The sequence below is a fragment of the Rhizobium chutanense genome (assembly GCF_002531935.1).
GTDB classification, from domain to species: Bacteria; Pseudomonadota; Alphaproteobacteria; order Rhizobiales; family Rhizobiaceae; genus Rhizobium; species Rhizobium chutanense.
The window spans coordinates 64,823-88,092 of record NZ_NWSV01000017.1 but is presented as its reverse complement, the minus strand read 5'-3'; the positions used below and the strand labels follow the sequence as shown (position 1 = coordinate 88,092).

18 protein-coding genes and 1 pseudogene are annotated in these 23,270 nt (G+C 60.1%); 7 read left to right on the top strand and 12 right to left on the bottom strand.

All coding sequences use genetic code 11. From position 1 onward, the window contains the following. The first annotated feature begins 111 nt into the window (after positions 1-111). Positions 112-2,637 (top strand): leucine--tRNA ligase, encoded by a 2,526-nt coding sequence (gene leuS, locus CO666_RS22335; protein ID WP_097614371.1) that lies wholly within the window; start codon positions 112-114, stop codon positions 2,635-2,637. Positions 2,638-2,810: 173 nt separating this feature from the next. On the opposite strand, the gene CO666_RS22330 is transcribed toward leuS, so the two are convergent. The 6 genes from CO666_RS22330 to CO666_RS22305 all read right to left on the bottom strand — a co-directional run bounded on the left by CO666_RS22330 (position 2,811) and on the right by CO666_RS22305 (position 9,245). Beyond that, positions 2,811-4,409 (bottom strand): MFS transporter, encoded by a 1,599-nt coding sequence (locus CO666_RS22330; RefSeq protein ID WP_097614370.1) that lies wholly within the window; start codon positions 4,407-4,409, stop codon positions 2,811-2,813. Continuing rightward, positions 4,406-4,849: a DoxX family protein gene (locus CO666_RS22325; protein ID WP_097614369.1), complete on the bottom strand. Its 444-nt coding sequence runs from the start codon at positions 4,847-4,849 to the stop codon at positions 4,406-4,408. The genes CO666_RS22330 and CO666_RS22325 overlap by 4 nt, the downstream gene beginning before the upstream one ends. A 161-nt stretch (positions 4,850-5,010) precedes the next feature. Further along, positions 5,011-6,993, bottom strand: coding sequence for an amidohydrolase (locus CO666_RS22320; protein WP_097614368.1), 1,983 nt, complete (start codon positions 6,991-6,993; stop codon positions 5,011-5,013). Further along, positions 6,993-7,268, bottom strand: coding sequence for a XapX domain-containing protein (locus CO666_RS22315; RefSeq protein ID WP_097614367.1), 276 nt, complete (start codon positions 7,266-7,268; stop codon positions 6,993-6,995). The genes CO666_RS22320 and CO666_RS22315 overlap by 1 nt, the downstream gene beginning before the upstream one ends. Before the next feature lie 65 nt (positions 7,269-7,333). Beyond that, positions 7,334-8,023: a hydrolase gene (locus CO666_RS22310; protein WP_097614366.1), complete on the bottom strand. Its 690-nt coding sequence runs from the start codon at positions 8,021-8,023 to the stop codon at positions 7,334-7,336. 289 nt (positions 8,024-8,312) lie between these two features. Next, entirely contained in the window at positions 8,313-9,245 is a 933-nt protein-coding gene (locus tag CO666_RS22305) for a VOC family protein (RefSeq protein WP_097614398.1), read from the bottom strand. 117 nt (positions 9,246-9,362) lie between these two features. Between CO666_RS22305 and CO666_RS22300 the strand changes: the two genes are divergently transcribed. Next, positions 9,363-10,262, top strand: a complete 900-nt coding sequence (locus CO666_RS22300) for a LysR family transcriptional regulator (protein ID WP_097614365.1) — start codon at positions 9,363-9,365, stop codon at positions 10,260-10,262. A 20-nt stretch (positions 10,263-10,282) separates the two neighbouring features. Here the strand turns inward: CO666_RS22300 and CO666_RS22295 are convergent, their stop codons facing one another. Then, positions 10,283-10,960, bottom strand: coding sequence for a gamma-glutamylcyclotransferase (locus tag CO666_RS22295; protein WP_097614397.1), 678 nt, complete (start codon positions 10,958-10,960; stop codon positions 10,283-10,285). 82 nt (positions 10,961-11,042) lie between these two features. Further along, a complete protein-coding gene (locus tag CO666_RS22290; RefSeq protein ID WP_342588131.1) occupies positions 11,043-11,879 on the bottom strand; it encodes an alpha/beta fold hydrolase in 837 nt (278 codons plus the stop codon). Positions 11,880-12,760: 881 nt separating this feature from the next. Here CO666_RS22290 and CO666_RS22280 point away from each other — a divergent pair. From CO666_RS22280 to CO666_RS22260, 5 genes and pseudogenes are all read left to right on the top strand, one after another. After that, complete coding sequence (locus CO666_RS22280) at positions 12,761-14,743, top strand: acyltransferase family protein (RefSeq protein WP_097614362.1); 1,983 nt, start codon at positions 12,761-12,763, stop codon at positions 14,741-14,743. Between the two features lie 340 nt (positions 14,744-15,083). Beyond that, entirely contained in the window at positions 15,084-15,356 is a 273-nt protein-coding gene (locus CO666_RS22275) for a BON domain-containing protein (protein WP_097614361.1), read from the top strand. A 129-nt stretch (positions 15,357-15,485) separates the two neighbouring features. Further along, the gene (locus CO666_RS22270) at positions 15,486-16,826 is read left to right on the top strand and encodes a peptidoglycan L,D-endopeptidase MepK (RefSeq protein WP_425352430.1); all 1,341 of its coding nucleotides are present in this window, start codon (positions 15,486-15,488) and stop codon (positions 16,824-16,826) included. 76 nt (positions 16,827-16,902) lie between these two features. Further along, a pseudogene (locus tag CO666_RS22265) lies at positions 16,903-17,061 on the top strand (serine hydrolase); the annotation flags it as partial. Between the two features lie 384 nt (positions 17,062-17,445). Then, the gene (locus CO666_RS22260) at positions 17,446-18,402 is read left to right on the top strand and encodes an NAD-dependent epimerase/dehydratase family protein (RefSeq protein ID WP_097614359.1); all 957 of its coding nucleotides are present in this window, start codon (positions 17,446-17,448) and stop codon (positions 18,400-18,402) included. Positions 18,403-18,478: 76 nt separating this feature from the next. Here CO666_RS22260 and CO666_RS22255 read toward each other — a convergent pair whose 3' ends face one another. The 4 genes from CO666_RS22255 to CO666_RS22240 are packed head-to-tail and all read right to left on the bottom strand — an operon-like array spanning position 18,479 to position 23,166. Then, a complete protein-coding gene (locus CO666_RS22255) occupies positions 18,479-19,849 on the bottom strand; it encodes a glycosyltransferase family 2 protein (RefSeq protein WP_245436837.1) in 1,371 nt (456 codons plus the stop codon). Continuing rightward, complete coding sequence (locus CO666_RS22250; protein ID WP_097614358.1) at positions 19,839-21,020, bottom strand: glycosyltransferase family 2 protein; 1,182 nt, start codon at positions 21,018-21,020, stop codon at positions 19,839-19,841. The genes CO666_RS22255 and CO666_RS22250 overlap by 11 nt, the downstream gene beginning before the upstream one ends. Beyond that, a complete protein-coding gene (locus tag CO666_RS22245) occupies positions 21,020-22,321 on the bottom strand; it encodes an ABC transporter ATP-binding protein (protein ID WP_097614357.1) in 1,302 nt (433 codons plus the stop codon). Before CO666_RS22245 ends, CO666_RS22250 begins: the two co-directional genes overlap by 1 nt. Further along, complete coding sequence (locus CO666_RS22240) at positions 22,318-23,166, bottom strand: ABC transporter permease (protein WP_097614356.1); 849 nt, start codon at positions 23,164-23,166, stop codon at positions 22,318-22,320. Before CO666_RS22240 ends, CO666_RS22245 begins: the two co-directional genes overlap by 4 nt. Between the last annotated feature and the right edge of the window lie 104 nt (positions 23,167-23,270).

Here is a 23,270-nt window from a genome sequence, read left to right as displayed (position 1 = left end):
GGTGGGTTAGCACGCGCTTGCGTTTTTAAAGATGCAACAACCCGCCGAAGAGGCGGGTTTTTTGTTGCCATTCCTCTTCGGTCGGAATTTCGAGACGGAAGGGAAGTCGCAATGGCATATGACCCCAAGACGATCGAGCCGCGATGGCAGGGATACTGGGAGGAAAACCAGACGTTCAGGACCGGCGACGACCAACGCCGTCCGAAGTATTATGTCCTGGACATGTTTCCCTATCCGTCCGGCGATGGCCTGCATGTCGGTCATCCGGAAGGCTATACCGCGACCGACGTCGTGGCCCGCTACAAGCGCATGATGGGCTTCAATGTCCTGCACCCGATGGGGTGGGATGCCTACGGGCTGCCCGCCGAGCGATACGCGGTGCGCACGGGCGTCCATCCGGCGATCACCACGCGGAGCAACATCGCGAATTTCAGGAAGCAGGTCCGGCGTCTGGGCTTTTCCTACGATTGGAGCCGGGAGATTTCGACCACCGATCCCGAGTTCGTGCGATGGACACAATGGATCTTCCTGCAAATGTATAAGGCCGGCTTGGCCTACCAGGCGGACGTTGCCGTCAACTGGTGCCCGGCACAAGGCACGGTGCTGGCCAACGAGGAGGTGAAGGACGGCCGCTACGTGGAAACCGGAGACCCGGTGGAACGCCGCACGATGCGTCAGTGGATGCTGAAAATCACCGCCTATGCCGACCGCCTGCTCGCGGATCTGGACGAGCTGGACTGGCCTGATGGCATCAAGGCGATGCAGCGCAACTGGATCGGCAGATCGGAAGGCGCCGAAGTGGCTTTCGCCGTCGAGGATAGAGAGAGTTCCCTGACAGTTTACACCACGCGTCCGGAAACGATCTTCGGCGCTACCTTCATCGTCCTCTCCCCTGAGCACCCTGCCATCAATGCCATCGCTTCCGCCGGCCAGCGCGGAGAGGTCGACGCCTACCGCGCCCGCGCGGCGGCAATGAGCGCGATAGAGAAGTCGCAAGCCCAAGGGAAAAGCGGAGTATTCACCGGAGCCTATGCGATCAACCCGGCGAATGGTTCGCGGATTCCGGTATGGGTCGCCGACTACGCATTGATGAGCTACGGCACCGGAGCAATCATGGCCGTTCCCGCCCATGACGACCGCGACCGCGATTTCGCGGAGGTGTTCGGGCTGCCGATCGTCGAAGTCGTGTCTGCGTCCGGCTCCCCCTCCGGCGATGTGCCGCCCGCGGCGTGGGCTGGCGACGGCTTGATGGTCAACTCCGGCTTCATGGATGGAATGGAGACGAAAACGGCGAGAACGACGGCGATCGCATGGATGACCGAGCAGGGCGTTGGCGTGGGGCGCATCGAGTACAAGCTGCGCGACTGGCTGTTCTCACGGCAGAGATACTGGGGAGAACCCTTTCCCATCCTGCATACGGCCGACGGCAGTATCGTGCCCCTGCCGGAGGACGCCCTGCCACTGCTGCCTCCCGAACTCACCGAATACAGGCCGACGCCAGACGGGGAGCCGCCGCTGGCACGGGCGGAAGATTGGGTTCGAACCACCGATCCGAAGTCCGGCATGGACGCTCTGCGGGAAACCAACACGATGCCGCAATGGGCGGGATCGTGCTGGTATTTCCTGCGCTTTGCCGATCCTTCGAACGTGACCGCGCCGATCGATCCCGACAAGGAGAAATACTGGCTGCCCGTCGACCTCTACGTGGGAGGAGCCGAGCATGCGGTGCTGCATCTGCTCTACGCGCGCTTCTGGCACAAAGTCCTGTTCGACATCGGCGTCGTGACGTCCAAGGAGCCGTTCCGCAAGCTGTTCAACCAGGGCATGATCCTGGCCTTCAGCTACAAGGATGCGACTGGGAAGTACCATCGACCCGAGGACGCGGCCGAGCGCGACGGCCGCTGGTATGTCGGAGAAACCGAGGTCGAGCGCCAGGTCGAGAAGATGTCAAAGTCGAAATTCAACGTCGTCAATCCCGACGAGGTGGTCGACCAATACGGCGCCGACGCCATGCGCCTGTATGAACTCTTCATGGGGCCGTTGGACGTTGCCAAGCCGTGGCAAATGTCGGGCGTCGCCGGGGTCAGCCGCTTCCTCCATCGCGTATGGCGGATTGCCATTGGAGAGGATGGCATGGTGTCGAGCAAAATTGTCGATGCGAAGCCGTCCCCGGAGATCGCGCGCGTTCTTCACAAGACGATCAAGGCTGTCGGCGATGACATCAAGGCCCTGCGTTTCAACACGGCGATCTCAAAGCTGATGGAGCTGTCAAACGCATTGACGGGGCTGGACATCAAGCCCCGGTCGGCGGTCGAATCCTTCGTCCTGCTGCTGGCACCGTTCGCGCCGCACATTGCCGAGGAGCTTTGGAGAAGACTGGCGCACCCGGAAAGTCTGTCGCATGAACCCTGGCCGACATACGACCCCGCTCTCGCCGACGATGATATCCGTGAGATTATCGTTCAAGTGAACGGCAAGCTCCGGGGAAGGATTCACGCCGCTTCGATGATCAGCGATGACGAACTCGTCAGGCTGGCGGCGCAGGAGCCTGACGTTCGGTCGAGGTTGACCGGCAAGGCAGTGCTGAAGGAAATCATTGTCCCTGGACGGCTGGTGAACTTCGTGCTTGCTCCATAGCACCGGGCCGCTCTGGAACGTGGTCGAGGCTATCGGCCACGCTTCCCTTCCAACTGGTCGCCCCAGTTTGGTCAGGCGAAGACACGCGGACCAGGGCATCTCATGAATTGTCAGCCCAGTTTTCAAGATCACATGGTTGGGTGACGGCCGTGGCCGCCACCTTAATTTACCCGTCATGCCGCCCACGGTCGATTGATCGTCAGGAAGTGACGGACAACCGGCTTATCGGGACCGACATGATAGGCCAGCACCTTGCCCTGGAGGTCGGCGTCGGCGTTGGAAACCCGCTTGTGCTGGCGAAGATGTTCAGCCCAGGATTCAACCATGAACCACTCCACGATCTTCTCCGGGTCGGCCGAGTCCTCGGTGACGCCCCATCCGTAGGCACCGTCCCGACGGCGCTCCTTGGAGAGATGGTCGAGGGCATGCAGGAATGCGCTCCGGTTCTGCGTCTCGATCTTGTACTCGATCAGGATCAAAACCGGGCCACGGTCATGAGCAACGGGTTCGGCGACAAGAGGCTCGGGCCAGTGGTTCGACGGCACCAGGTCGGCATCGCCGGCCGGAAGCTTCACGCGGTGCATGATGAATCCGGCGATGAGCAGGCCGATGGCCCCGACGATCAAGGTGGACTGGATGCCGACAGCCTCGCCGACCGCACCCCAACCAAGACTTCCGGCGGTCATCGCACCGTTGAAGACGGTCAGGTACACGGCAAGACCACGACCGCGCACCCAGTTGGGAAGGACGGACTGCGCAGTGCCGTTGAGCGTTGTCAGGGCGGTGATCCACGCACCACCGAGGAAGAGAAGGACGATGATGGCGACCCACTTCGGTGGCGCGAGAGCAAGGACTCCCATGACGCCTGCGGTGATCACCGCAGCGCCGAGAAGCAGGCCGTCGGAACTCAGGCGTTGGCGCAGCTCAGGCATCACCAGTGCCCCGCCGATCGCACCTGCACCGACCGCACCTAGCAGAATGCCGTAGAAGCTGGCGTCACCACCAAGAAGCTGGCGGGCAACGAGCGGCAGAAGTGCCCAGACGGCGCTGGCAAAGGCGAAGAAGATCGCGGCGCGCAGGAGGACGACATGCAGTGGCGTGCTGGAACGGGTGTAGCGAAGTCCGGCTCGAAAGGCGCCAAAGAAGTTTTCTTGGAGAGCGTCGTTTGCGTTCTTGGCGCGCGGCCACCAGACGAGAGCTGCGATCACCACGATGTAGCTGGCAACGTCCGCGCCATAGGTGATCCCCGCGCCAAAGGCTGCGAGAAGCAGGCCGCCCACAGCAGGGCCGATGGAGCGAGCGATGTTGATGCCGAGCGAGTTCAGCGCCACCGCGCTCTTCACGTCCTCGCGCTTCACCAATTCCGGAACGATTGCCTGCCAGGTCGGCCCCATCAGAGCGGCCCCAATGCCGCCGAGGAACGTCAACCCGATCAGAGCGCTGACCGAGAGCATACCCGTCTGCGAGAGGAGCATCAGCGAAATGCTGACGGAGGCCAGTAGCACCTGGACGCCGATCAGGAACTTGCGGCGATCGAGGATGTCGGTGAGAACGCCTGCCGGAATGGCAAGCAGGAAAATCGGCAGGGTTCCGGCCGCCTGGACCATGGCGACAGCGGCCGGCGATGCCGAAAGATCCGTCATCAGCCAGGAGCTTGCGACATCGCGCATGAAGCTTCCGGTATTGCCAATCACGGTGGCGATCCAGAGGACCGCGAAGACAGGCTGGGCAAGGGGAGCAAAGGTTCCCCCGGATGTTTTCACAGCGCTCACCTGCCTGCTCCCTTCGTGAGGTCGAATGCGGCGACGAAGACGAATGCGCCAGCAAGGCCGAGATGCTCGAAGAAGGCGTTGGTCGCCATCATGCGGTCCATGCCAGGCGTCATTTCCCAGAAGCGGAGGGCGACGAAGGTTGCGACAAGCGTGAAGCCGGAAAGTGCCAGTGCGCCCGCCCAACGCAGGAAGCCGATGATGACCATGGCCGAGGCCGTCAGCTCGAACACGATGACGGCGACTGCGAAATACGCGGCCGGGTGCAGGCCGAAATGATCCATTTCGGCCAAGGCACCATTGAAGTCCAGGATCTTGGTGAGCGGCCCTTGGATGTAGGCTGCGCAAAGAGCCAGCAGTGACATCGTCCGCACGATTGGCGAACCGATCATGCGGGCCAGACCGCTCCAGCCGGGGTTGGACATTTGGGTTTGGTAGGTCATATCTGCTCCTGCATGTTCGCCGCGAGCGGCTACGTTTGATGCAGTGATATTGGCGGTCTACTGCCATTCCAGCAATTGCAGCAATAGTTTCGATTTAATTGCAAAATCCGCAATTATTGACGACACTCGGGTGACTATATGTCACCCGAGTTGAAGGCTGATCAGACTGCCCAGCAAGAGCAGCCGAGAGCGCCGAAGAAACCCTTGATGTCGGCGATCGGCAGCTTGGATGTCCAGGCTCCGGCATGGTCGTGGCCGTGCACGCCGCAATCGTTGGCGCATCCGCAGGTGGAGATCGCGGTGCGACGCAATGAGCGGGCGCCTGCGCCTTCCGGTTCACCCCAGGCGGCGTAACCGCCGAACCTGCGGACAGGCGACCAGTCGGGCATCGCGGGCGGGATGGCGTTCTCGTCGAGCGTCATGAAGTCGCCTGCCCCATAGACGATCTTGCCGCCGACCATGGTCAGCTCCGATACGAGGAAGGAGATTTCGTCCTCGGCGCAGGAGAAAAAATCCTTGTCCGGCACAACGAGATCGGCGAACTGGCCCTTCTCGATCCGGCCCTTTTTGCCTTCCTCGTTGGAAAACCACGTGACCTTCTCGGTCCACATGCGCAGCGCCGTCTCGCGATCGAGGCAGTTGGCGCGCGGATAGAGCTGCATACCGCCGACCGTCTTGCCAGTCACCATCCACGACAGCGAGACCCATGGATTGTAGGAAGCAACGCGGGTGGCATCGGTGCCGGCCGATACGTTCACGCCCTTGTCGAGCATGCGACGGATCGGCGGCGTAGCCTCGGCCACGCCGTGACCGTACCGCTCAACGAAGTATTCGCCCTGGTAGGCCATCCGGTGCTGCGTGGCGATGCCACCGCCGAGTGCGGCGATACGGTCGATAGAGCGATCCGAGATGGTTTCGGCATGGTCGAAGAACCAGTTCAGTCCTTCGAGCGGAATGTCCTTGTTGACCTTCTCGAACACGTCGAGGGCGCGAGAGATCGTCTCGTCATAGGTGGCATGCAGACGCCATGGCCAGCGGTTTTCCGCCAGGACGCGGACGACCTCTTCCAGCTCGCCTTCCATCTCCGGGGCCATCTCCGGACGGGGCTGCCGGAAGTCTTCGAAGTCGGCTGCGGAGAAGACAAGCATCTCGCCGGCGCCGTTGTGGCGGAAGTAATCGTTGCCCTGCTTGTATTTGACCGACTGGGTCCACTTCAGGAAGTCCTGCTTCTCTTCCTTCGGCTTCTGGGTGAAGAGGTTGTAGGCCAGCCGGACCGTCATCTGGTTCTCGTCGGACAGCTTCTGAATGACCTCGTAGTCGTCAGGATAGTTCTGGAAACCACCACCCGCGTCGATCACGCCTGTCACGCCAAGGCGGTTCAGTTCGCGCATGAAGTGGCGAGTCGAGTTGACCTGATAGTCCAAAGGAAGCTTCGGGCCTTTGGCAAGCGTCGAGTAGAGAATGCCCGCATTCGGCTTGGCCAGCAGCATGCCCGTCGGGTTGCCGTTGACATCCCGGGTGATCTCGCCGCCGGGCGGGTTCGGCGTGTCACGCGTGTAGCCGACTGCGCGGAGAGCAGCGCCGTTGAGCAGCGCACGGTCATAAAGGTGCAGAAGGAACACGGGCGTGTCGGGCGCGACAGCGTTGATCTCCTCGATTGTCGGGAGGCGCTTTTCCGCGAACTGATGTTCGGTGAAGCCGCCGACGACGCGCACCCATTGCGGCGCGGGTGTGATCGCCACCTGGCGCTTCAGCATGTCCATCGCATCGGCGAGCGAGCGCACGCCATCCCAGCGCAACTCCATGTTGTAGTTCAGGCCACCGCGAACGACGTGGGTATGATTGTCGATCAGGCCGGGCAGAACACGCTTGCCCTTGAGGTCGACTATCTTGGTGCCAGAACCAGCCAGCGCCATGATCTCGCTGTCGGATCCGACTTCCAGAAACAGCCCATCCTTGATGGCGATCGCCGTCGCATTCGGATTGGTCCGGTCAAGGGTCGTCACGCGGCCATTGTGGAGGATCAGGTCGGGATGCATGGTGTCGGCTCCGGTCGGGTTGGGATCGGCGGCTTTTGCCGGCGAGAAGAGGTTCGAGAACGCCAGACTCGATGCGCCTCCAAGAAAGGATCGACGCGTCGTCATCAGCTCCGCTCCTCGGCCTTCGCCTGATGGGCAATCTCGATACTGCCCTTCGGCAGGTGACCGAACACGTGCGGCTTGATCTGATGGATCCAGGAAATGGCCGCAGGCTCTTTTGTCCAAAGCGCCTTCGCGAGCGGGAGGATCTGCTCGCCGACCAGAATGCCGAGAAGGCCGACCAGAGCAATGACAGGTGGCGCGGGGGATCGGACATTGAGCAGACTGTAGACGATGCCGACAAGCAGGCCTGCGCCAAGTGATAGGAGATAGACTTTCATGGGATGTTCTCCGGTTGCGGAAAAAGCCGCTCCGACGGGATCATCGGAGCGGCCTGATCAGACCCTTACTTTGCGGGGTTCGGGACGATGCGCTTGCCGTGCTTGACGCGTTCCTCTGCGCCGTGAACCATCGTGTAGGCGTAGTCGATGCCCATGCCGTAGGCGCCGGAATGCTCCTTCACGAGCGTGGTGACCGCATCATAGGTTTCCTTGCGTGCCCAGTCGCGCTGCCATTCGAGCAGAACCTGCTGCCAGGTGACCGGGATGATGCCGGCTTGCACCATGCGGTCCATCGCGTATTTGTGGGCGTCCACCGATGTGCCGCCGGATGCGTCCGCAACCATGTAGATTTCGTAATCCGGGACATCGTGGAGAGCCGAGAGCGCAAAGGTCGTGTTGCAGACCTCGGTCCACAGACCGGAGACGACGATCTTCTTGCGACCGTTGGCGGCGTTCTTTGCCAGCGCGTCACGGACGTTCTGATCATCCCAGGAGTTCATCGAGGTGCGCTCGAGGATATCGTTCTCCGGGAATACGGCGAGCAGTTCCGGGAAGGTGTTGCCCGAGAAGGACTGCGTTTCGACCGTGGTGATCGTGGTCGGGACGTTGAAGATCTTGGCGGCTTTGGCGAGACCGACGACGTTGTTCTTCAGCGTCTGGCGATCGATCGACTGAACGCCGAACGCCATCTGCGGCTGCTGGTCGATGAAGATGAGCTGGCTGTTTGCCGGGGTCAGAACTTCGAGCTTGGACATAGTCATTCCTCTTCTGTTGGTGGTTGGTTGGACCGCTTCTGCGGCGTCAGAAATGGGCAGCAGCAGTCGATCGGACGCCGCGGCACGACGCTCGTTCTGCAATCCTTGGGGTATTGCTGGCTCCATTGGAGCCGCTCGCCCGTTGTCTTGGCTGCTGAATAAAAACCTATCGCGATGCTTGGTAGCGCGGAATTGCAATATTAATTGCGAATGAATTGCATTCGTTGCAACTATTGACCTCAGGGATCGCGACGCATCAAGTTCTCCGCTATGACGACTGATGGCTCCATCAGGCAGCCAGCGGGACGAGGTTGGCCTGGATTTGATCCCGGTAATCCTCATATCGGGTCGGGAGCTTGAGGGCCTCACCGAGATGTGCCGTATCCTCATCCCGATCGAATCCTGGCTCGTTCGTGGCGACTTCGAACAGAACTCCGCCCGGTGTGCGGAAATAGATGGCCCAGAAGTAGTCGCGGTCGATGACGGGCGTGACCTGGTAACCTGTGTCCATCAGGGCCTTGCGCACCTCGAGCTGCCTCTCGCGGTTTTCGACGGCAAACGCGATGTGGTGAACCGAACCTGCGCCCTGACGCGCAAAAGGCGTCTTCGGCAATGCTGCGAGATCGATGGTGTCCGCACCGTTGCCATTGGGGATGATGAAGCGGGTTACCTCGCCTTCCTTCTCGGCGCGCTGATAACCCATAAAGCCGAGCAGCTCCTCGGTCGCGGCGGTGTTGTGAAGGCTGAAGCGAGCGCCGGCGAAACCGCGGATGGCCGCATCGTCGGGAATTCCACCTGCAACCCACGGAGCCCGCTTGTCGTCGGAGGATTCGATCAGGGCAAGGCCGTCGCCGTCCGGACCCATGAAGCGAAGCCGGTTGGCACCGAAGACGGTGTCGAGTTCCAGACCATCCACGCCTTGAGCCGTGAAGCGATCCTGCCAGAACTTCAGCGAGCCCTTCGGCACCGAGAACTGTGTTTCGCCGACTTCGCCCACGCCGGGGCGGCCAAGCATCATGTTCGGGAACGGGAAGTAGGTCATCACTGTTCCAGCCGAGCCGGTCTCGTCACCGTAGTAGAGGTGGTAGACGCTTGGGTCGTCGAAGTTGACCGTCTGCTTGACGCGGCGCAGGCCCAGGGTATCGGTGAAGAAGCGGTTGTTCTGCCGCGCGTCCGATGCCATCGAAGTCACGTGATGCAGTCCCTTGATGTCCTTGATCATGTCGATGCCTTTCATTAGCCGTTGGTGTTCAAGTGTTGATATGAATGTAGCCCCGTTGATCATGGCGCAGAATTGCAATATTCCTTTTGATTGAATTGCAATTTTTGAAACAATAAAATGAACGACTACAAAGCCCTCAGAACCTTTCTCCTCGCCGCCGAGAAACGCAACTTCGCCCAGGTTGCCCGCGAGCTGGATATGACTCCCGCGGCCGTCACGCGCGCCATCGCAGCGCTCGAGGCGGAACTTGGCGTGCAACTCTTCGTGCGCACAACGAGGCAGGTATCACTGACGACCGACGGCGCGATCTTTGCCGCGCAGATCCAGCCCGCCGTGAAGACGCTCGAAGAAGCACGGCGTGAGGTGATGAACGCCCACAAGGCCGATGAGGGGCGGCTGCGAATCAGCGCGCCGACGTGGTTTGGCAAGGCGGTGCTGCCGCCGATCCTGTCGGGGTTCAAGGAACGGTATCCCAAGATGAGCTTCGAGATCTCGCTGTCGGATGGATTGGTAAATATCGTTGACGACGACTACGATCTGGCGATCCGCATCTCGTCGCAGCCGTCGGACAAGTTCACCATCTGGCGCAAGATCAGGGTGGTGCCGCGCATCCTGGTTGCCGCTCCCGGGAGCAGGTTCATCGACATGCAACACCCGAACGAACTGACACCGGACGACTGCCTCGCCTACAGCGGCGAAAGCCGACGTGAGAACTGGGTGCTGTCGGATGGCGGATCGAGCATGACGATTTCGGCTGGCCGGGCATTCAGCGCCAACAACGGTGAAGTGCTCGCCGATATGGCCGCGGATGGCGCAGGTGTCGCCTTGCTGCCAGGGTTCAACATTTCGGAGCACCTTCGTACCGGACGGCTCGCACACGTCTTCAAGGGGTGGGCACCGCCGGACTTGTGGTTGACCCTTTACTATCCGCCCTACCAGGCCCTGCCGCCGCGGATCGCTTCCTTCTCCAAGTTTTTTGAAGAGCAGCTTCCGGCACATATGGTCATGCTGGATTGAGTCCAATCCAGGCGAACATATCAGTTCGTTTGCTGTGCTTTGATACGTTCGGCAACGAGCGCCTGCAGGCGCCAGAGGTTGCGGTCGCGGATTCCTTCCGCCTCGAGATCGATGATCGTTTTGTGCAGGTATTCCGCGCAGGATCCGCCCTGCCCGCAGGCACTGGCGATGAGGGTAGCGGTGGATTCCATGGGCAGCGGCTGCGTGAGACCGGATCGCCTCGTGCTTGCCCAAAACGTCAGGGCGCGCCGTGTGCCTTCAGGAGTCTGCACCTGGACCCACCGGACCATGTCCGCGACTTCGCGGTACCTGATCTCACGCGCGACGAGCACACGAAGATCCTTGCGGCGGCGCTCGTCGGATAATCGCAGCAGGACACCATCACATCGACCGCCTCGCTCGAGAGCCATCATCAGGCCAGGTTGCTCGCTGGTTGCCCGCCAGCGTTCGATCTTCAATGAAAACGAGCGGTGCCAGCCGTAGGCAGTCGCGCGCTTCCGGGCAGTCGCTTCGAACTCGGGACTCCAGATCAGGGAGCCATAGGCGAAGACCCAGATCGAAGCGCTGCCTGCCTCCTGCTCGAGCCTATCGACGAGATCGTCGAGTTCCACTTCGGAAAGCGGCGTCCAGCGCGGCTCCGGGCCATCATCCTGGACGTCTCGCAACGTCAGGGCAACGAGGTCAGGAGTTAGCAGCATCATTGTCGTTTTCCGGAGTGAGGCACGTGTCGAACAGGATCGGAGCCGCGACCGCTTCCGTGTCACGGCTCCGAGATTTGGGTCAGGACTGGACGAACGCCAGAAGATCGGCATTCAGCACGTCGGCGTTGACGGTCAGCATTCCGTGCGAGAAGCCCGGATAGGTCTTGAGCGAGCCATTCTTCAGGAGCCTGGAGGACTTCAGCGCCGAGTCCGCGATCGGCACGATCTGGTCGTCCTCGCCATGCAGGACGAGTGTCGGGACAGTAATCGCCTTCAGGTCTTCCGTCTGGTCGGTCTCGGAGAAGGCCTTGATGCCATCATAGTGGGCCTTCGCACCGCCCATCATCCCCTGCCGCCACCAGTTCTGGATAACACCTTCCTGAACCTTCGCGCCATCCCGATTGAAACCGTAGAACGGCCCAGCGGGAACATCACGGAAGAACTGACTGCGGTTGGCGGCCAGTGCGGAACGGAAGCCGTCGAAGACTTCCATGGGCAGGCCTTCCGGATTGGCATCCGTCTTCAGCATCAGCGGAGGGACGGCGGAGACAAGAACCGCCTTGGCGACGCGGCCTGAGGGCTGGCCGTGGTTGGCAACGTAGCGGGCGACTTCACCGCCGCCAGTGGAGTGGCCGATATGGACGGCATTCTTCAGGTCGAGTGCTTCGACAACAGCGAAAGCGTCCGCCGCATAGTGGTCCATGTCGTGACCTTCCGAGACCTGCGCGGAGCGGCCGTGGCCACGACGGTCATGGGCGACGACACGATATCCCTTGGAGAGAAAGAACAGCATCTGTGCGTCCCAGTCGTCCGAAGACAACGGCCAGCCGTGATGGAAGACGATCGGCTGAGCGTTCTTGGGACCCCAGTCCTTGTAGAAGATCTCGACGCCATCCTTGGTGGTTACATATGCCATTGTCCTGGCTCCTTCGCTGGTGTTGATGCCGGCAGCCGCATTGGCCGCGAAGCTGAGAGAGGGTGAAATCGTCATGACTGCAGCGGCGGCACCTGCGGAGAGCAGCATGCTCCTGCGGGTCATGGAGGAAAGGGTTTCGGTCATTTCGCGTCCTGCGAACTTCGTTTTCGATAGCTTCAGGCGACGCTGAGTTCGTCTGACGGGTTGGAGAATGCCGTCAGAACGCGTTGATCACAATTGCATCAATAGTTTCTACTTTATTGCTTATTTAGCAATTATTCCTGCCCTCGCTGGTAACGAGGCTGCGGCACCTCTGGGAAGTTCCGGCTCTGCACCTTCAGCGTATCTCTGTGCAAATCCGGAACGAAGATGTCCCGCACCTTGTTCGGCTTGGCCGATCGCGAGCATCTCCGGCGAAATGGGAACGCCGATCTTCCGGGCAGCGCCGAGGTTGACGATCAGTTCAGGTTGTTTGACCCATTCAATGGGCAGGTCGCCGGCCTTGCTCCTTTGGGAATACGATCCACCATCCAGGCCATCTGCCGCGCCGCGGCTGCGAGACTGGTGCCGTAAGCAAACACGGGCTCGTAGCGGGCGAGCCGCCTCGTCCTTCGAGGCCCCTGCGGGGCGCCTGAGCATGAGGGCGGGGAGAGAGCGGTGCATGACGGCTGGGTGCATCCGTGCGCGGGCCACCGAAATCAATGAAGGTTCCTGAATGCTGATTTACAACAGCGCAGAAAATAAAGATTGAAATCGGCCTCGCCCGCAAATCTTTTATCGGGGCGTCCTGTTCTCCCTCCAGGATCTCTGTGTTAGGCAGCCCCAAAAGCGCCAATCTTGCGCGCGACCAAGGTACGCTCTCGATATGAAGGCCGCTGGCATTGAAGGTTTACAGACCAGAGATTGATGGCCTCAGGGCCATATCGGTGATCGCGGTTATTCTTTATCACGCCGAGTTCACGGTTGCCGGCCACACGTTGCTTTCTGGTGGATATATCGGCGTCGATGTATTTTTTGTGATCAGCGGCTTCCTGATTTCCCAGATTTTGCTGACGGAAATCGAAGCGACGGGGCGGATCGATTTCCTGAAATTCTATGCCCGGCGTGCCCGAAGAATTCTGCCTGCATTGTTCGCAGTCATTTTCGCGACGATGCCCTTCGCCTATTATTTTCTGTTGCCGTTGGAACTCACGGACTACGCGAACTCCGTAGGCTCTTCGCTGCTGTTTGGATCGAACATCTATTTTTATTTTACGGCGGCCCAGTACGGGGAGCCCAATACCCTTCTCAAGCCTTTTCTTCACACCTGGTCATTGAGCGTCGAAGAGCAGTTTTATATCGCCTTTCCGGTCTTGTTGCTGATCGTGCGCCGATACCTGAAATCAAGGTTTTTGCCATGCGTGTTGGTCGCGGCGGCCCTCAGCTTCGTATTCTGTTTCGTCACGGTGCGGCACGATCCGCAGCAGGCCTTCTACTCGCCGCTCACCCGGGCCTGGGAACTGCTGGCCGGAACACTTCTCGCCCATTACGAGCTGAGGCGCGGACGACCTCGCCCCCAGCCATTGCTCGCGGCGGCCGGGCTCATCCTCGTTCTTGGTTCGCTGATCCTGTTTAAAAAGGGCACGGTTCATCCCGGCCTGCTGACTGTGGTCCCGGTCTTTGGGACCTGTCTGGTGCTGGCATTCGCCAGCCGTGAGAACGCCGTCGGGCGCCTGCTGGCTTCTCGGCCTGCGGCGCTCACCGGATTGGTATCCTACTCTTTATATTTGTGGCACTATCCGATCTTCGCCTTCTTTCGGCTGACGAGCTTGAATTTCAGCAATGGCGACAAGTTTCTTGCCATCGCAGCGACGGTGCTGGTCTCAGTCGTCAGCTTTGTCGTCATCGAAAAACCCCTACGCCACACCAGGAGAAGCCGCGCTCTGTGGATCACGCTCGGCTCATCGGTTGCCACCATCGCGGCGGCTGTCCTTTCAGCAATCCATATGGCCGGCTTTCCCAACAGATTGGATGAAGTCTATTCACCTCTCGCGCAGGCGAACGAGGCGCGGCTCGAAAGCACTTTTCTAAGCTTGAACGACAACATTCAGGCTGGGAAACCCATTATCTTCATCATTGGGGACTCGCACGCCAGAAACTGGTCGATCGCGCTGAAAAATTACATCGATACCGACCGATATCAAATCGTGGCAGTCAGCTACTTGAACTGCATGGTGGAGATCAAGAACGATATTGTTAAGGCTCCCTCTCGCGCCAGCATTTACGACAAATACTGCATTCCCTTTGAAAAATATATCAACGACAAATCATTGCTCAGCCGAACCAAAGCGATCTTCCTCACCAGCCTTCGGCCTTTCGAGTACACCGTCAACCCGTTCAGGTTCGAGCTTATTTCCTGGATGAAAAGCCATTCGGATGACGCGCGCGTTTTCGTTTTCGGAAATTATTTCCAGCTCGACGAATTGCACTCGTGCCTGGGGCTGATGTTTCAGAGAAAATCCGATGCCTCCATCTGCATGCGGGAAGCGCGCTATCCGCCGGCCAACCAGCCCTTGGAGCAACTGCCATTTTTCCCGTCCGATCTTGCCTTCACCTACGTCGATATCGTCAAGCTTCACTGCGATTACGACAAGGAGAAGTGCCTGACCAGCAGCAAGGGTGTTCCGTTCATCATAGACTGGAACCATATGACGGCAGAATTTCTGACGACCTTGATTGGCGACATTCTGGAAAAGAGAACCGCCGACCTGCGGAGCGACGGTCTCCTCGATTTCCTGGTACCGCCGCACGCCAGCCAAGCCGAACGAACGGCGAGTTCTCAGCCGAGCGCTGGTCCGACGTCTTCCGCTTCGCCATCAAATTAGGCGGTTAGCCACTGATAACGAGCATCAGAGGAGCGAAGCTTCGCTCCTGTGCCCGTCCGCCATGCCGAGTCTTTGCATCGATAGCCGCCTTTTTCCTCGCAAACAGCGACGCCCGAGGCGGATCGGCAACGGGGCGCTTCACCAGGGAGGTTCTGACCGGAGTTCAGCAACATCGCTAAAACCTCCCTGGCGTCCTTTCGACAAGGATCAGGAGAATCTAAGCCGGATCGTGCCGGGGGAAAGCCGGACCTAAGTCGGACTGGCGACCGCAGTGCCTGCTGCTCATATATAGGATCGAGGCAATATGAAGGTCCGTGGAGGGGCGGAACAGGAGGAGGCTATGACATTCGGCCCCAACAACCACAGCCATGAAGAATGCTGCTCGGAAGGCCATAGCGCGGCAGCGACCATTGCGACGATATCGGCAGCCCTTTCCGCCGATCCTGACATCGACAGCAGCGCCATCGAGATCAGGATGCTCGGCCCTGTCGTGCTGCTTGAAGGCTATATAAGCAAGGCCGCAGACCGCGAAAAAGCCATCTCGCTTGCGGCGATGATCGTCGGCCCGGAGCACGTCCAGGACCGGATGCTGAGCCGCTTCCCCACGCAGTGACGGCCCTCATGCGCAGCGCACCCAAGCTTACACATCCGCTTGTTAGGGATTTGTTGACCATAAGCTGGCTTTACTGAGCCGGATGGATGCGGAGTTTCCGCCCGTCGTCGAGTGTTTGGTGTGGCGGGGTTGTTGGTGTTGACGGATCCGGGGCAAGGATTATGGGGCGGAATTGCCAACCTCCTGTCGCGTGCGGAGCGCTTCGCATCGCAGACCATTCTGCCGGCTCTGTTTGCGCTGCCGGCACTGGTCGGTTCCGCATCCTTTGCCTCGGCGGAAGACCGGGCGCTGAAGCTGTTCTTTACCCATACCGGCGAGAGGGCGACGATTACCTATAAACGGGATGGAAAATTCGATCCCAAGGGCCTTGCCCAGATCAATCGGTTTCTGCGCGACTGGCGACGGAACGAGCCGACGCGGATGGATCCGCGGCTGCTCGATCTGGTCTGGGAGGTGTACAAGAAGAGCGGCGGCAAGGACTATATCCATATCGTCTCGGCCTATCGTTCGCCTGCGACCAACAACATGCTGCGCAACCGCTCGCGCAGCACCGGTGTCGCCAAGAAGAGCCAGCACATGCTGGGCAAGGCGATGGATTTCTACGTGCCCGGCGTGAAGCTTGCGACGCTGCGGGCAACGGCCATGCAGATGCAGGTCGGCGGTGTCGGATATTATCCGACCTCTGGATCGCCTTTCGTGCATCTCGACGTCGGCAATGTCAGGGCCTGGCCGCGCATGTCCCGCCAGGAACTCGCGCGCATATTCCCGAATGGGCAGACGATGCATCTCCCGGCCGACGGCCGGCCGCTGCCGGGGTACAATCAGGCGGTTGCCAATGCCAAGAAACGCGGCGCCACCGCCCCGATAGAGATCGCCAGCAGCGCCGGAGACGACGAGGACGCGGGAGCACCGGCCAGGCCGGGCGGCGAGACCGCGGACAATAGGCTCGTGACGGCGCTTCTGCCGTCGCCGAAAAGCCGGGCATTGAATGCACTGGCGCTGCAGACCGGCGCGGCCGCTCCCGAGCTTTCATCCTTGCCGGTTCCGATACCGGCGATGCGGCCGGCCCCCCCGGCGCGCGGCGCGGATGCCGACGCCACACTGGTGACGGCATCGATCGGCCCGATTGCCGCGCTTGCCGAGAAACCGGCGCCCGTTTTGCCGGCGCACGCCCGCTTCGCACCTCTCGCTGTACGTGAGAGCTCCAAACAGGGCGCCGATATGATCGCTTCGCTGCCCATGACTGCTTCCTGGGAAGAAGCAAATTTCCTTGAATCGACCTCCGAGGCGGCGCTGATGAAATGGGCGCTGCATTCTCCGGGCGAGGCGTTCGACTTGAGTGCGCCGCGCCTTTCGCCGCGCACGGTTCATCGTCAGGTCGATGTCGCGGCATCAGGGGAAGACATCCTCCCGGCAGCAGCCGCGGAACTCTTCGATGCCAGCCGGTTTGTGTCGCCTCCGGAGGGCTGACCTCGATCGTCAGCAGGGCCGGGATGACGACCGCCGCGATTGATCGAAGCCGGCGATGAAACCACGCGACGACGTGTGGATCAACAAAACCGGCTCGACCAACGGCTTCGGCGCCTATGTCGCCTTCATTCCCAAAGAGCATCTCGGCGTCGTCATCCTGGCGAATAAAAGCTACCCTAACGAGAAACGCGTTGCCGCAGCCTATCAAATCCCGACCGCACTCTCGGCCGACTGAGCGGAATGGGCTTCTTTGCGACGACACTGGACCTGGCCGGCGAGACGCGCGGGAATGCCGTTCACTTTGAACCGGCGGTCGGACTTTGGCCCGATGCGCCAGTCGGCGCCCGCATGATACAAACTCGTTGAGTTTGACGGACATAGTGTGGGCTTACTTCGGCACTATCCCAATCAGCGAAGAGACGCGGAAATCGAGCGGACATGGCCATGTTCCACGCCCGCCTTGTCGTTCGACAAAGCACGGAATGCTACCGTAAGTAAATGAGTCAATAATTAAGATTAATAAGCGAGTATTTATCGGAGGTTTTCTAGGTAATTGCCACACGTTACAGGTGATGCTAATAAACAAATCACCTTTTCCTGAAGTCACGAGGCGAACCAAATGAAAAGTGTATTGGTATCTGGCGGGGCCGGCTTTATCGGATCGCATTTGTGTGACAGGCTTTTGCTTAGAACTGACATCCAGAAACTGGTCGTTGTTGACAATCTCTGGACCGGACTTTTCGAAAACATCTCGCATATCAGGGACCCGCGTTTTCACTTCGTGAAATCGGACGTCGAGACGTTTCAGAGTTCCGAAAAATTCGACGAAATCTACCATCTTGCCTCCCCGGCATCGCCGCCTTGGTACATGAAGGAACCGCAAAGGACGATTTCGGCCAATCTTATCGGCGCATTCCGGCTGCTGGAGCTGTTGAAGAAGGGCGGCCGTTTCGGCTTCACCTCGTCCTCCGAAGTCTATGGCGACCCCCTGGTTTCGCCGCAGCCGGAATCCTACAAGGGCCAGGTCGACTGTACCGGGCCGCGCTCGTCCTATGACGAGAGCAAGCGGTGCACTGAATCGCTGCTGTTCGAGATGCAGCGCACCCGCGGTCTCAACGTCAAGGTCATCCGTCCCTTCAATATTTATGGTCCCCGAACCCGCGCCGACGACGGCCGCGCGGTCTCCAACTTTCTCACCCAGGCGCTTTCCGGCCGCCCGATCACCGTGTTCGGCGATGGCCTTCAGTCCCGCAGCTGGGGGTATGTCGACGATATCGTCGATGGCTTCGCCCGCTATTTCTGGATCAACGAAACCGACTACAAGGGACCCCTGAACATCGGCAATGATCGTGAGATTTCGGTTCTCGAGGTGGCGCGATATGTTTCCAAGCTCGCCGGCGGCGTGCCGATCGTCTTCGAGCCGTCACCGCCGCAAGACCCGACGAACCGGCGGCCGGACCTGACCAATGCGCATTACGTCATGCCCGAGTGGTCGTGCAAGATCTCCTACGAACAGGGTGTGGCGATGACGCTCGACTGGTTCAGGCAGAAGATGACGGCGGGCGCGGCGGAATAAGCATCGCCCCTGCGGGCGGCAGGAACTAAGCCTTTGCCTGGCCTCGATCCGCACGCAGTCGCTCGATGACCTGCCGCTACGATTCACTCGTATTATCATAGAGTGCTGAAGGCAATTTCGCCTGCGTCCACTGGACGTGCTGTTCGATTGTATGCACGTGGAAACTGCGATTGTTGAGGATGTTCAATGTGAAGTCGGACAAAGGCGTGCGGACGTTGGTCGGCTGACCCAGCCATTCGGCAAGCGCCACAGGAAGATATCCGTGTATTGCCTGGCGGTTCAGCCACGGACGGAAGTGCCGTGCGTCCCACGGTTCGGCGCCGATCTGGTGACTCATATCGCCGACGGGGACCGTCCCATTCACGATACGAACAGCCAGCGGTCGGCGTTCCGCCAGCATGGCTTCGGCTGCCTCAAGGCCCTGCTCCAGATTGATCTCGAGCACCTCGATGTCGTCGGCAGACGCTGTCGGATCCGTCGGAAGCCGCCAATCCTCGCCCAAGACTTCGGCGGCGCCGCGAAGATAATGATATCCATTGAGCTGTCGCTCCAGCTTCTCGTAGAGCCTGCGCAGGCCAGCCTTTTCCAACATTTGGAGGACGCGGGGTCCGGCCTTGACGAGGGGGTCAAGGACAGACCCGGCGCGGGTAGCGATGGTCATTTGCAGACGTCTCTTCCGCCCCGTTCTTCCGGCAAACCGATGGATTTCGAGCAGCCGCTGTATGTCCGGGTGCTTGCGAGCCATCAAGGCATCGGAGCGTCCCTCTTGATGCCTGCGCACCATCTTTCCGGTGAGTGTCGACGTCTGATGCTCAAGATGATAGCCCAATGCGTCAGGCGCAAAACGAATTGGAACTCCCTTTTTGATCAGGCGTAGACCAAATTCGAAGTCTTCTCGTGCACGGGCGAATTGCGGATCGAGCCCGCCCATTGCGTGAAACAGTTCCGCATCCAGCGAAAGGTTTCCTGTCAGCACATCGGTAAAAGCGAACCGATGTCCAGGGCGGGACACGCGCTCGAAGTGCCTCGTCCACCATGCGCGCGCGTTGAGGCGGAAGCGGTCCTTTGCAATGTGCGGAAGTGGCGGGTAAGGCCCCAATACCACGCCCCCGGGTTGGCGCTGATGTTCAACGACGTGCGCCCAAACGAAGTTTTCCCCGGGCTCGATGTCGTCATCCAGGAAGATCAATAAACGGCCGCTCGCGACCTGCGAGCCCGCATTGCGGGCAAGTGCCGGACCGACGCCCGGCAACGAAAGGGTACGAAGCGGAACGCGGGTACGAAGCGAGGCGAGCATTGCCAACGTGTCGTCCTCACACCCGTCCGCCACAACCAGGATTTCGAACGCCGGGGTCCCATCTCGCTGGGCGTCGAGCCTGCCCAGAAGCGATCTCAGCATGGCGGCACGATTATGCGTTGGTATGATAACGCTGATGTCAACCGCCACTATGCCCTGCCTTCCCTGCTCGCGCCCGCGCTCTGACATAACGAAGCGGGCCGCTCGCAGCCCCTCTGAACTGGGTTAAGGCGTCGTTGTAAGGCAGGCTGAATTGGTGTGTCTGTCGAGGTTGAAAAACGCGCCGAAGAAGCCTGATGTAGGAACGAACCATGCGAGGGAGCGCACGCGGGTTTCCCTCGAACAGGAGGGCCTTCGTGAAGATGGCAAACGATGCAGCCTCGTAGCCATACATCTGCTGCTGCAGTTCCTTGCTTGAGCGACGATGGCGGTGCCAGTTCAAAGCCTCGGGATCGTAGATGATCCGGTACCCGCCTTCGAGTACACGCCGGAACATGTCTGTATCGCCTCCAGCCAGGCTTAGCGTTCCGGCGTCGAGGGCCTCGTCGAACCACCCTACCGCATCGACGATCGTTCGGCGCAATGCCATATTGACGCCGGCACCCGCATGCCATCCGGTGAATGGGTCCAGGTTGTGGGCGTCGTAGACCTTGCGCCTGAAACCACGGCAAAAACCGCCCAAATGTTGAAAGGCGATCTGCGAGTCCGTTTCCAGTTCTACCGCCATAGTGAGGCCGGTTACGGCCAGCACCAGCGGATCCTCGAAATTGCGAAGCAAGGTTCTAAGCCATAGCGGGTCGGGGACCGCATCGTCGTCGATGAAGGCGACGACGTCTGCTTCTACATTGCGAAGGGCCGTGTTGCGCGCGACGTCAAGACCAGGCCGCGGTTCGCGCAGATATCTCACAGTGTCGAAGCGGCCGACTAAATCTCGCGTCGCCTCGTTCGACGGGGCATTGTCGACGACCAGAATATCGGCCTTATCGGGCATAGCCAAAAGCCCGGTGAGGCAGCGCTCCAGATCGTCGGTACGATCGCGCGTACAGATCACGACGGACGCTTTCGGCAACTGACTTGGAGCGGGCGACGGATCAGGGAGGGCCAGCCGATGCCTCAACCAGGCCTCGAACACCGACGAACCGGCCGCAGACAGAATCCGGTCCTTGATTGGCGTGCCGCCATCGGTGTCGAAGGCGATCACAGCTTGGCCGCACGGACGACCGGCGACCCGGATCAGCACAAGTGCGCCGTGATAATCACCCGTCGGCTCAAAATCTGGCGGAAGGTCAAGAATGTCGATGTCTCGAACCGCAAGGCGCATCAGGAGTTCGGATCCATGCTGTGCTGACCCAATGAGCCGTGGTCCGGCGAGGTCGCGGTGGGGCGCGACTGCACCTGCTGCCACTGTGTCGGGGGATTCAGCATACCCTTTCTTGGGCCGGGCCCGGTCACGGCGAGAGGATAGACTTCGGCGTGATAGTCGTAAACCTGCTGCCAGTCTGCCGAAAAAAGCCCCACCGTAACGCGATAGTCGCCTGGCGCCAGGTCGATGCGATTGAGTGTCGTTTCGATGCGCACCATGTCCGAGTCGACGAGAGGGGCGAATTCGACCAACTTGCTGTCGGTCTCGAAGCAGCACGTATCGTCCGCGGCGTAGACGCCGATGACGATAATGGCGTTGCGATCTCTGGTGGCCCCAATATAGGTCAGTGAAACCGACAGCCGGTCGCCCGCAACGATGGCACTTGTCGGCGCGCCTTGCTCGTTCAGCAATGCTACGGCTGTGATCTGGAGTTCGCCATTGCCGAACCGGCTGACCTGCGGCACCAGTTCGACGGGCAGTTTCGTAACGGCGAACGGTTCGTGCTGGACACTGGCGACCTTCGCCTCGACAGCCGAGGTATAAAGCGGCAGCATTTCGTCGATTGGCCCGTAGCCTACGACGCGGCCGGCTCTCAGGAACAGCACGTGATCGCAGATTTCTCTTACCTGCGCGACGTCGTGTGACACGAAGAAGATAGTGGCGCCGCCGTTGAGTATCTCCTTCACTCTTGCAATGCACTTCTGCTGGAAGGCTTGGTCGCCTACGGCAAGCGCCTCATCGATCAGCAAGACGTCCGGGCGCACATGGACCGCCACGGCGAATGCCAGGCGCATGCGCATCCCGGTGCTATAACTGCGAACCGGGTTCTCGACGGCCGCCTCCAGCTCGGCGAAGGCGACAATCTCATCGAACCGCTCGGCCACCTCGGTTCGCCGCATTCCCGCGATAACACCCAGCAGGAAGATGTTCTCGCGCCCCGTCAAATCGTCGGTCAGGCCCGCCCCGATGTCGAGCAAGGCGCCAATCCGCCCCATCACCTTGATCTGCCCTTCGTCGGGACGGCCAACGCCGCCGATCAGGCGCAGCAAAGTGGACTTGCCGGCGCCGTTTAGCCCGACCACGCCGACAGCCTGCCCTGGCGCAACCGCAAAGCTGATGTGGCGCAGTCCCCAAAAGCTTTGCGACTGTCCCACGGACCGTCCGGACAAAAGATAACCCTTCAAGGTGGTGGAGCGCGCGCCCCCTTGCGCACGGTAGCGCTTGCCGACGTCGTGGACGGTGATGGCGCCTCGTCTCATACCTCGTCCACCAGGCGTGCGCTGCCACGCTCGACCAGCCAGATACCGGCAAATAACATCGGCAAGGAAACCACCGCAGTCTTCCAATAGATCGCAGCGGAAGGCCACACGTGTTCGATGAAAATGGCGCGGTAGCCCTCGAGAATCCAGGCCATCGGGTTCCAGGTGTGAATTAACGCCATCGGCTCACTCGCCTTAAGCGGGCTGTAGAACACGGGGGTCAGGTAGAAAGCCAGCATCAAAACGACGCCTACCAAATGTTGAGTATCCCGGAAGTGGACATGCGCAATCGCAACAAGATAGGACAGCCCCATCATGAACAGCGCCTGCGCAAGGAAGACGAGTGGAAGCGCCGCGACGCTGGAGGTCAGACCGCCGGTCTCGATATACGAAATGATGAAGAGGAGCGGCAGAGCGAGCAAAAAATGCACTGCCTGTGAGATGACTGCGACAACGGGAAGGACTCCGATCGGAAAGCCCGGCCGGCGCACCAATTCGCTGCTGCCGGTTATAGACGTCGTCGCTGCGGGTACCGCAGTGCTGAGCCAACCCCAGGCCAACACGCCGGAAAAGACGAAAGTCGTGTAATGGGGAATATCCAGGGGCAGGACGTGACGAAAGATCAGCGAAAAGACCAGCAGCTGGCTCAATGGCCGCATCAAGGACCAGCCGAGGCCAATTGCCGACCGTTGATATCTCATCTTCAGATCGCGTGCCAGAAGGGCCAACAGCAAATCGTTCCATTGCAGACAGATGTGGATCAAGGGCCTCCACTGATCGCGACGCCAGTATTGGTCCCGCCGCTTCGCGCGATCAAGCGCATGATCCTTGAGATGTTCAGGCATTTCGGCTCACTTTTGCCACCGATTAAATACACCTTGCCTCAAAGTAGTAAAGATCATCATACTGGCGAAGTGACACGGTAACTCCAGCGTGATCTTTATCGCAG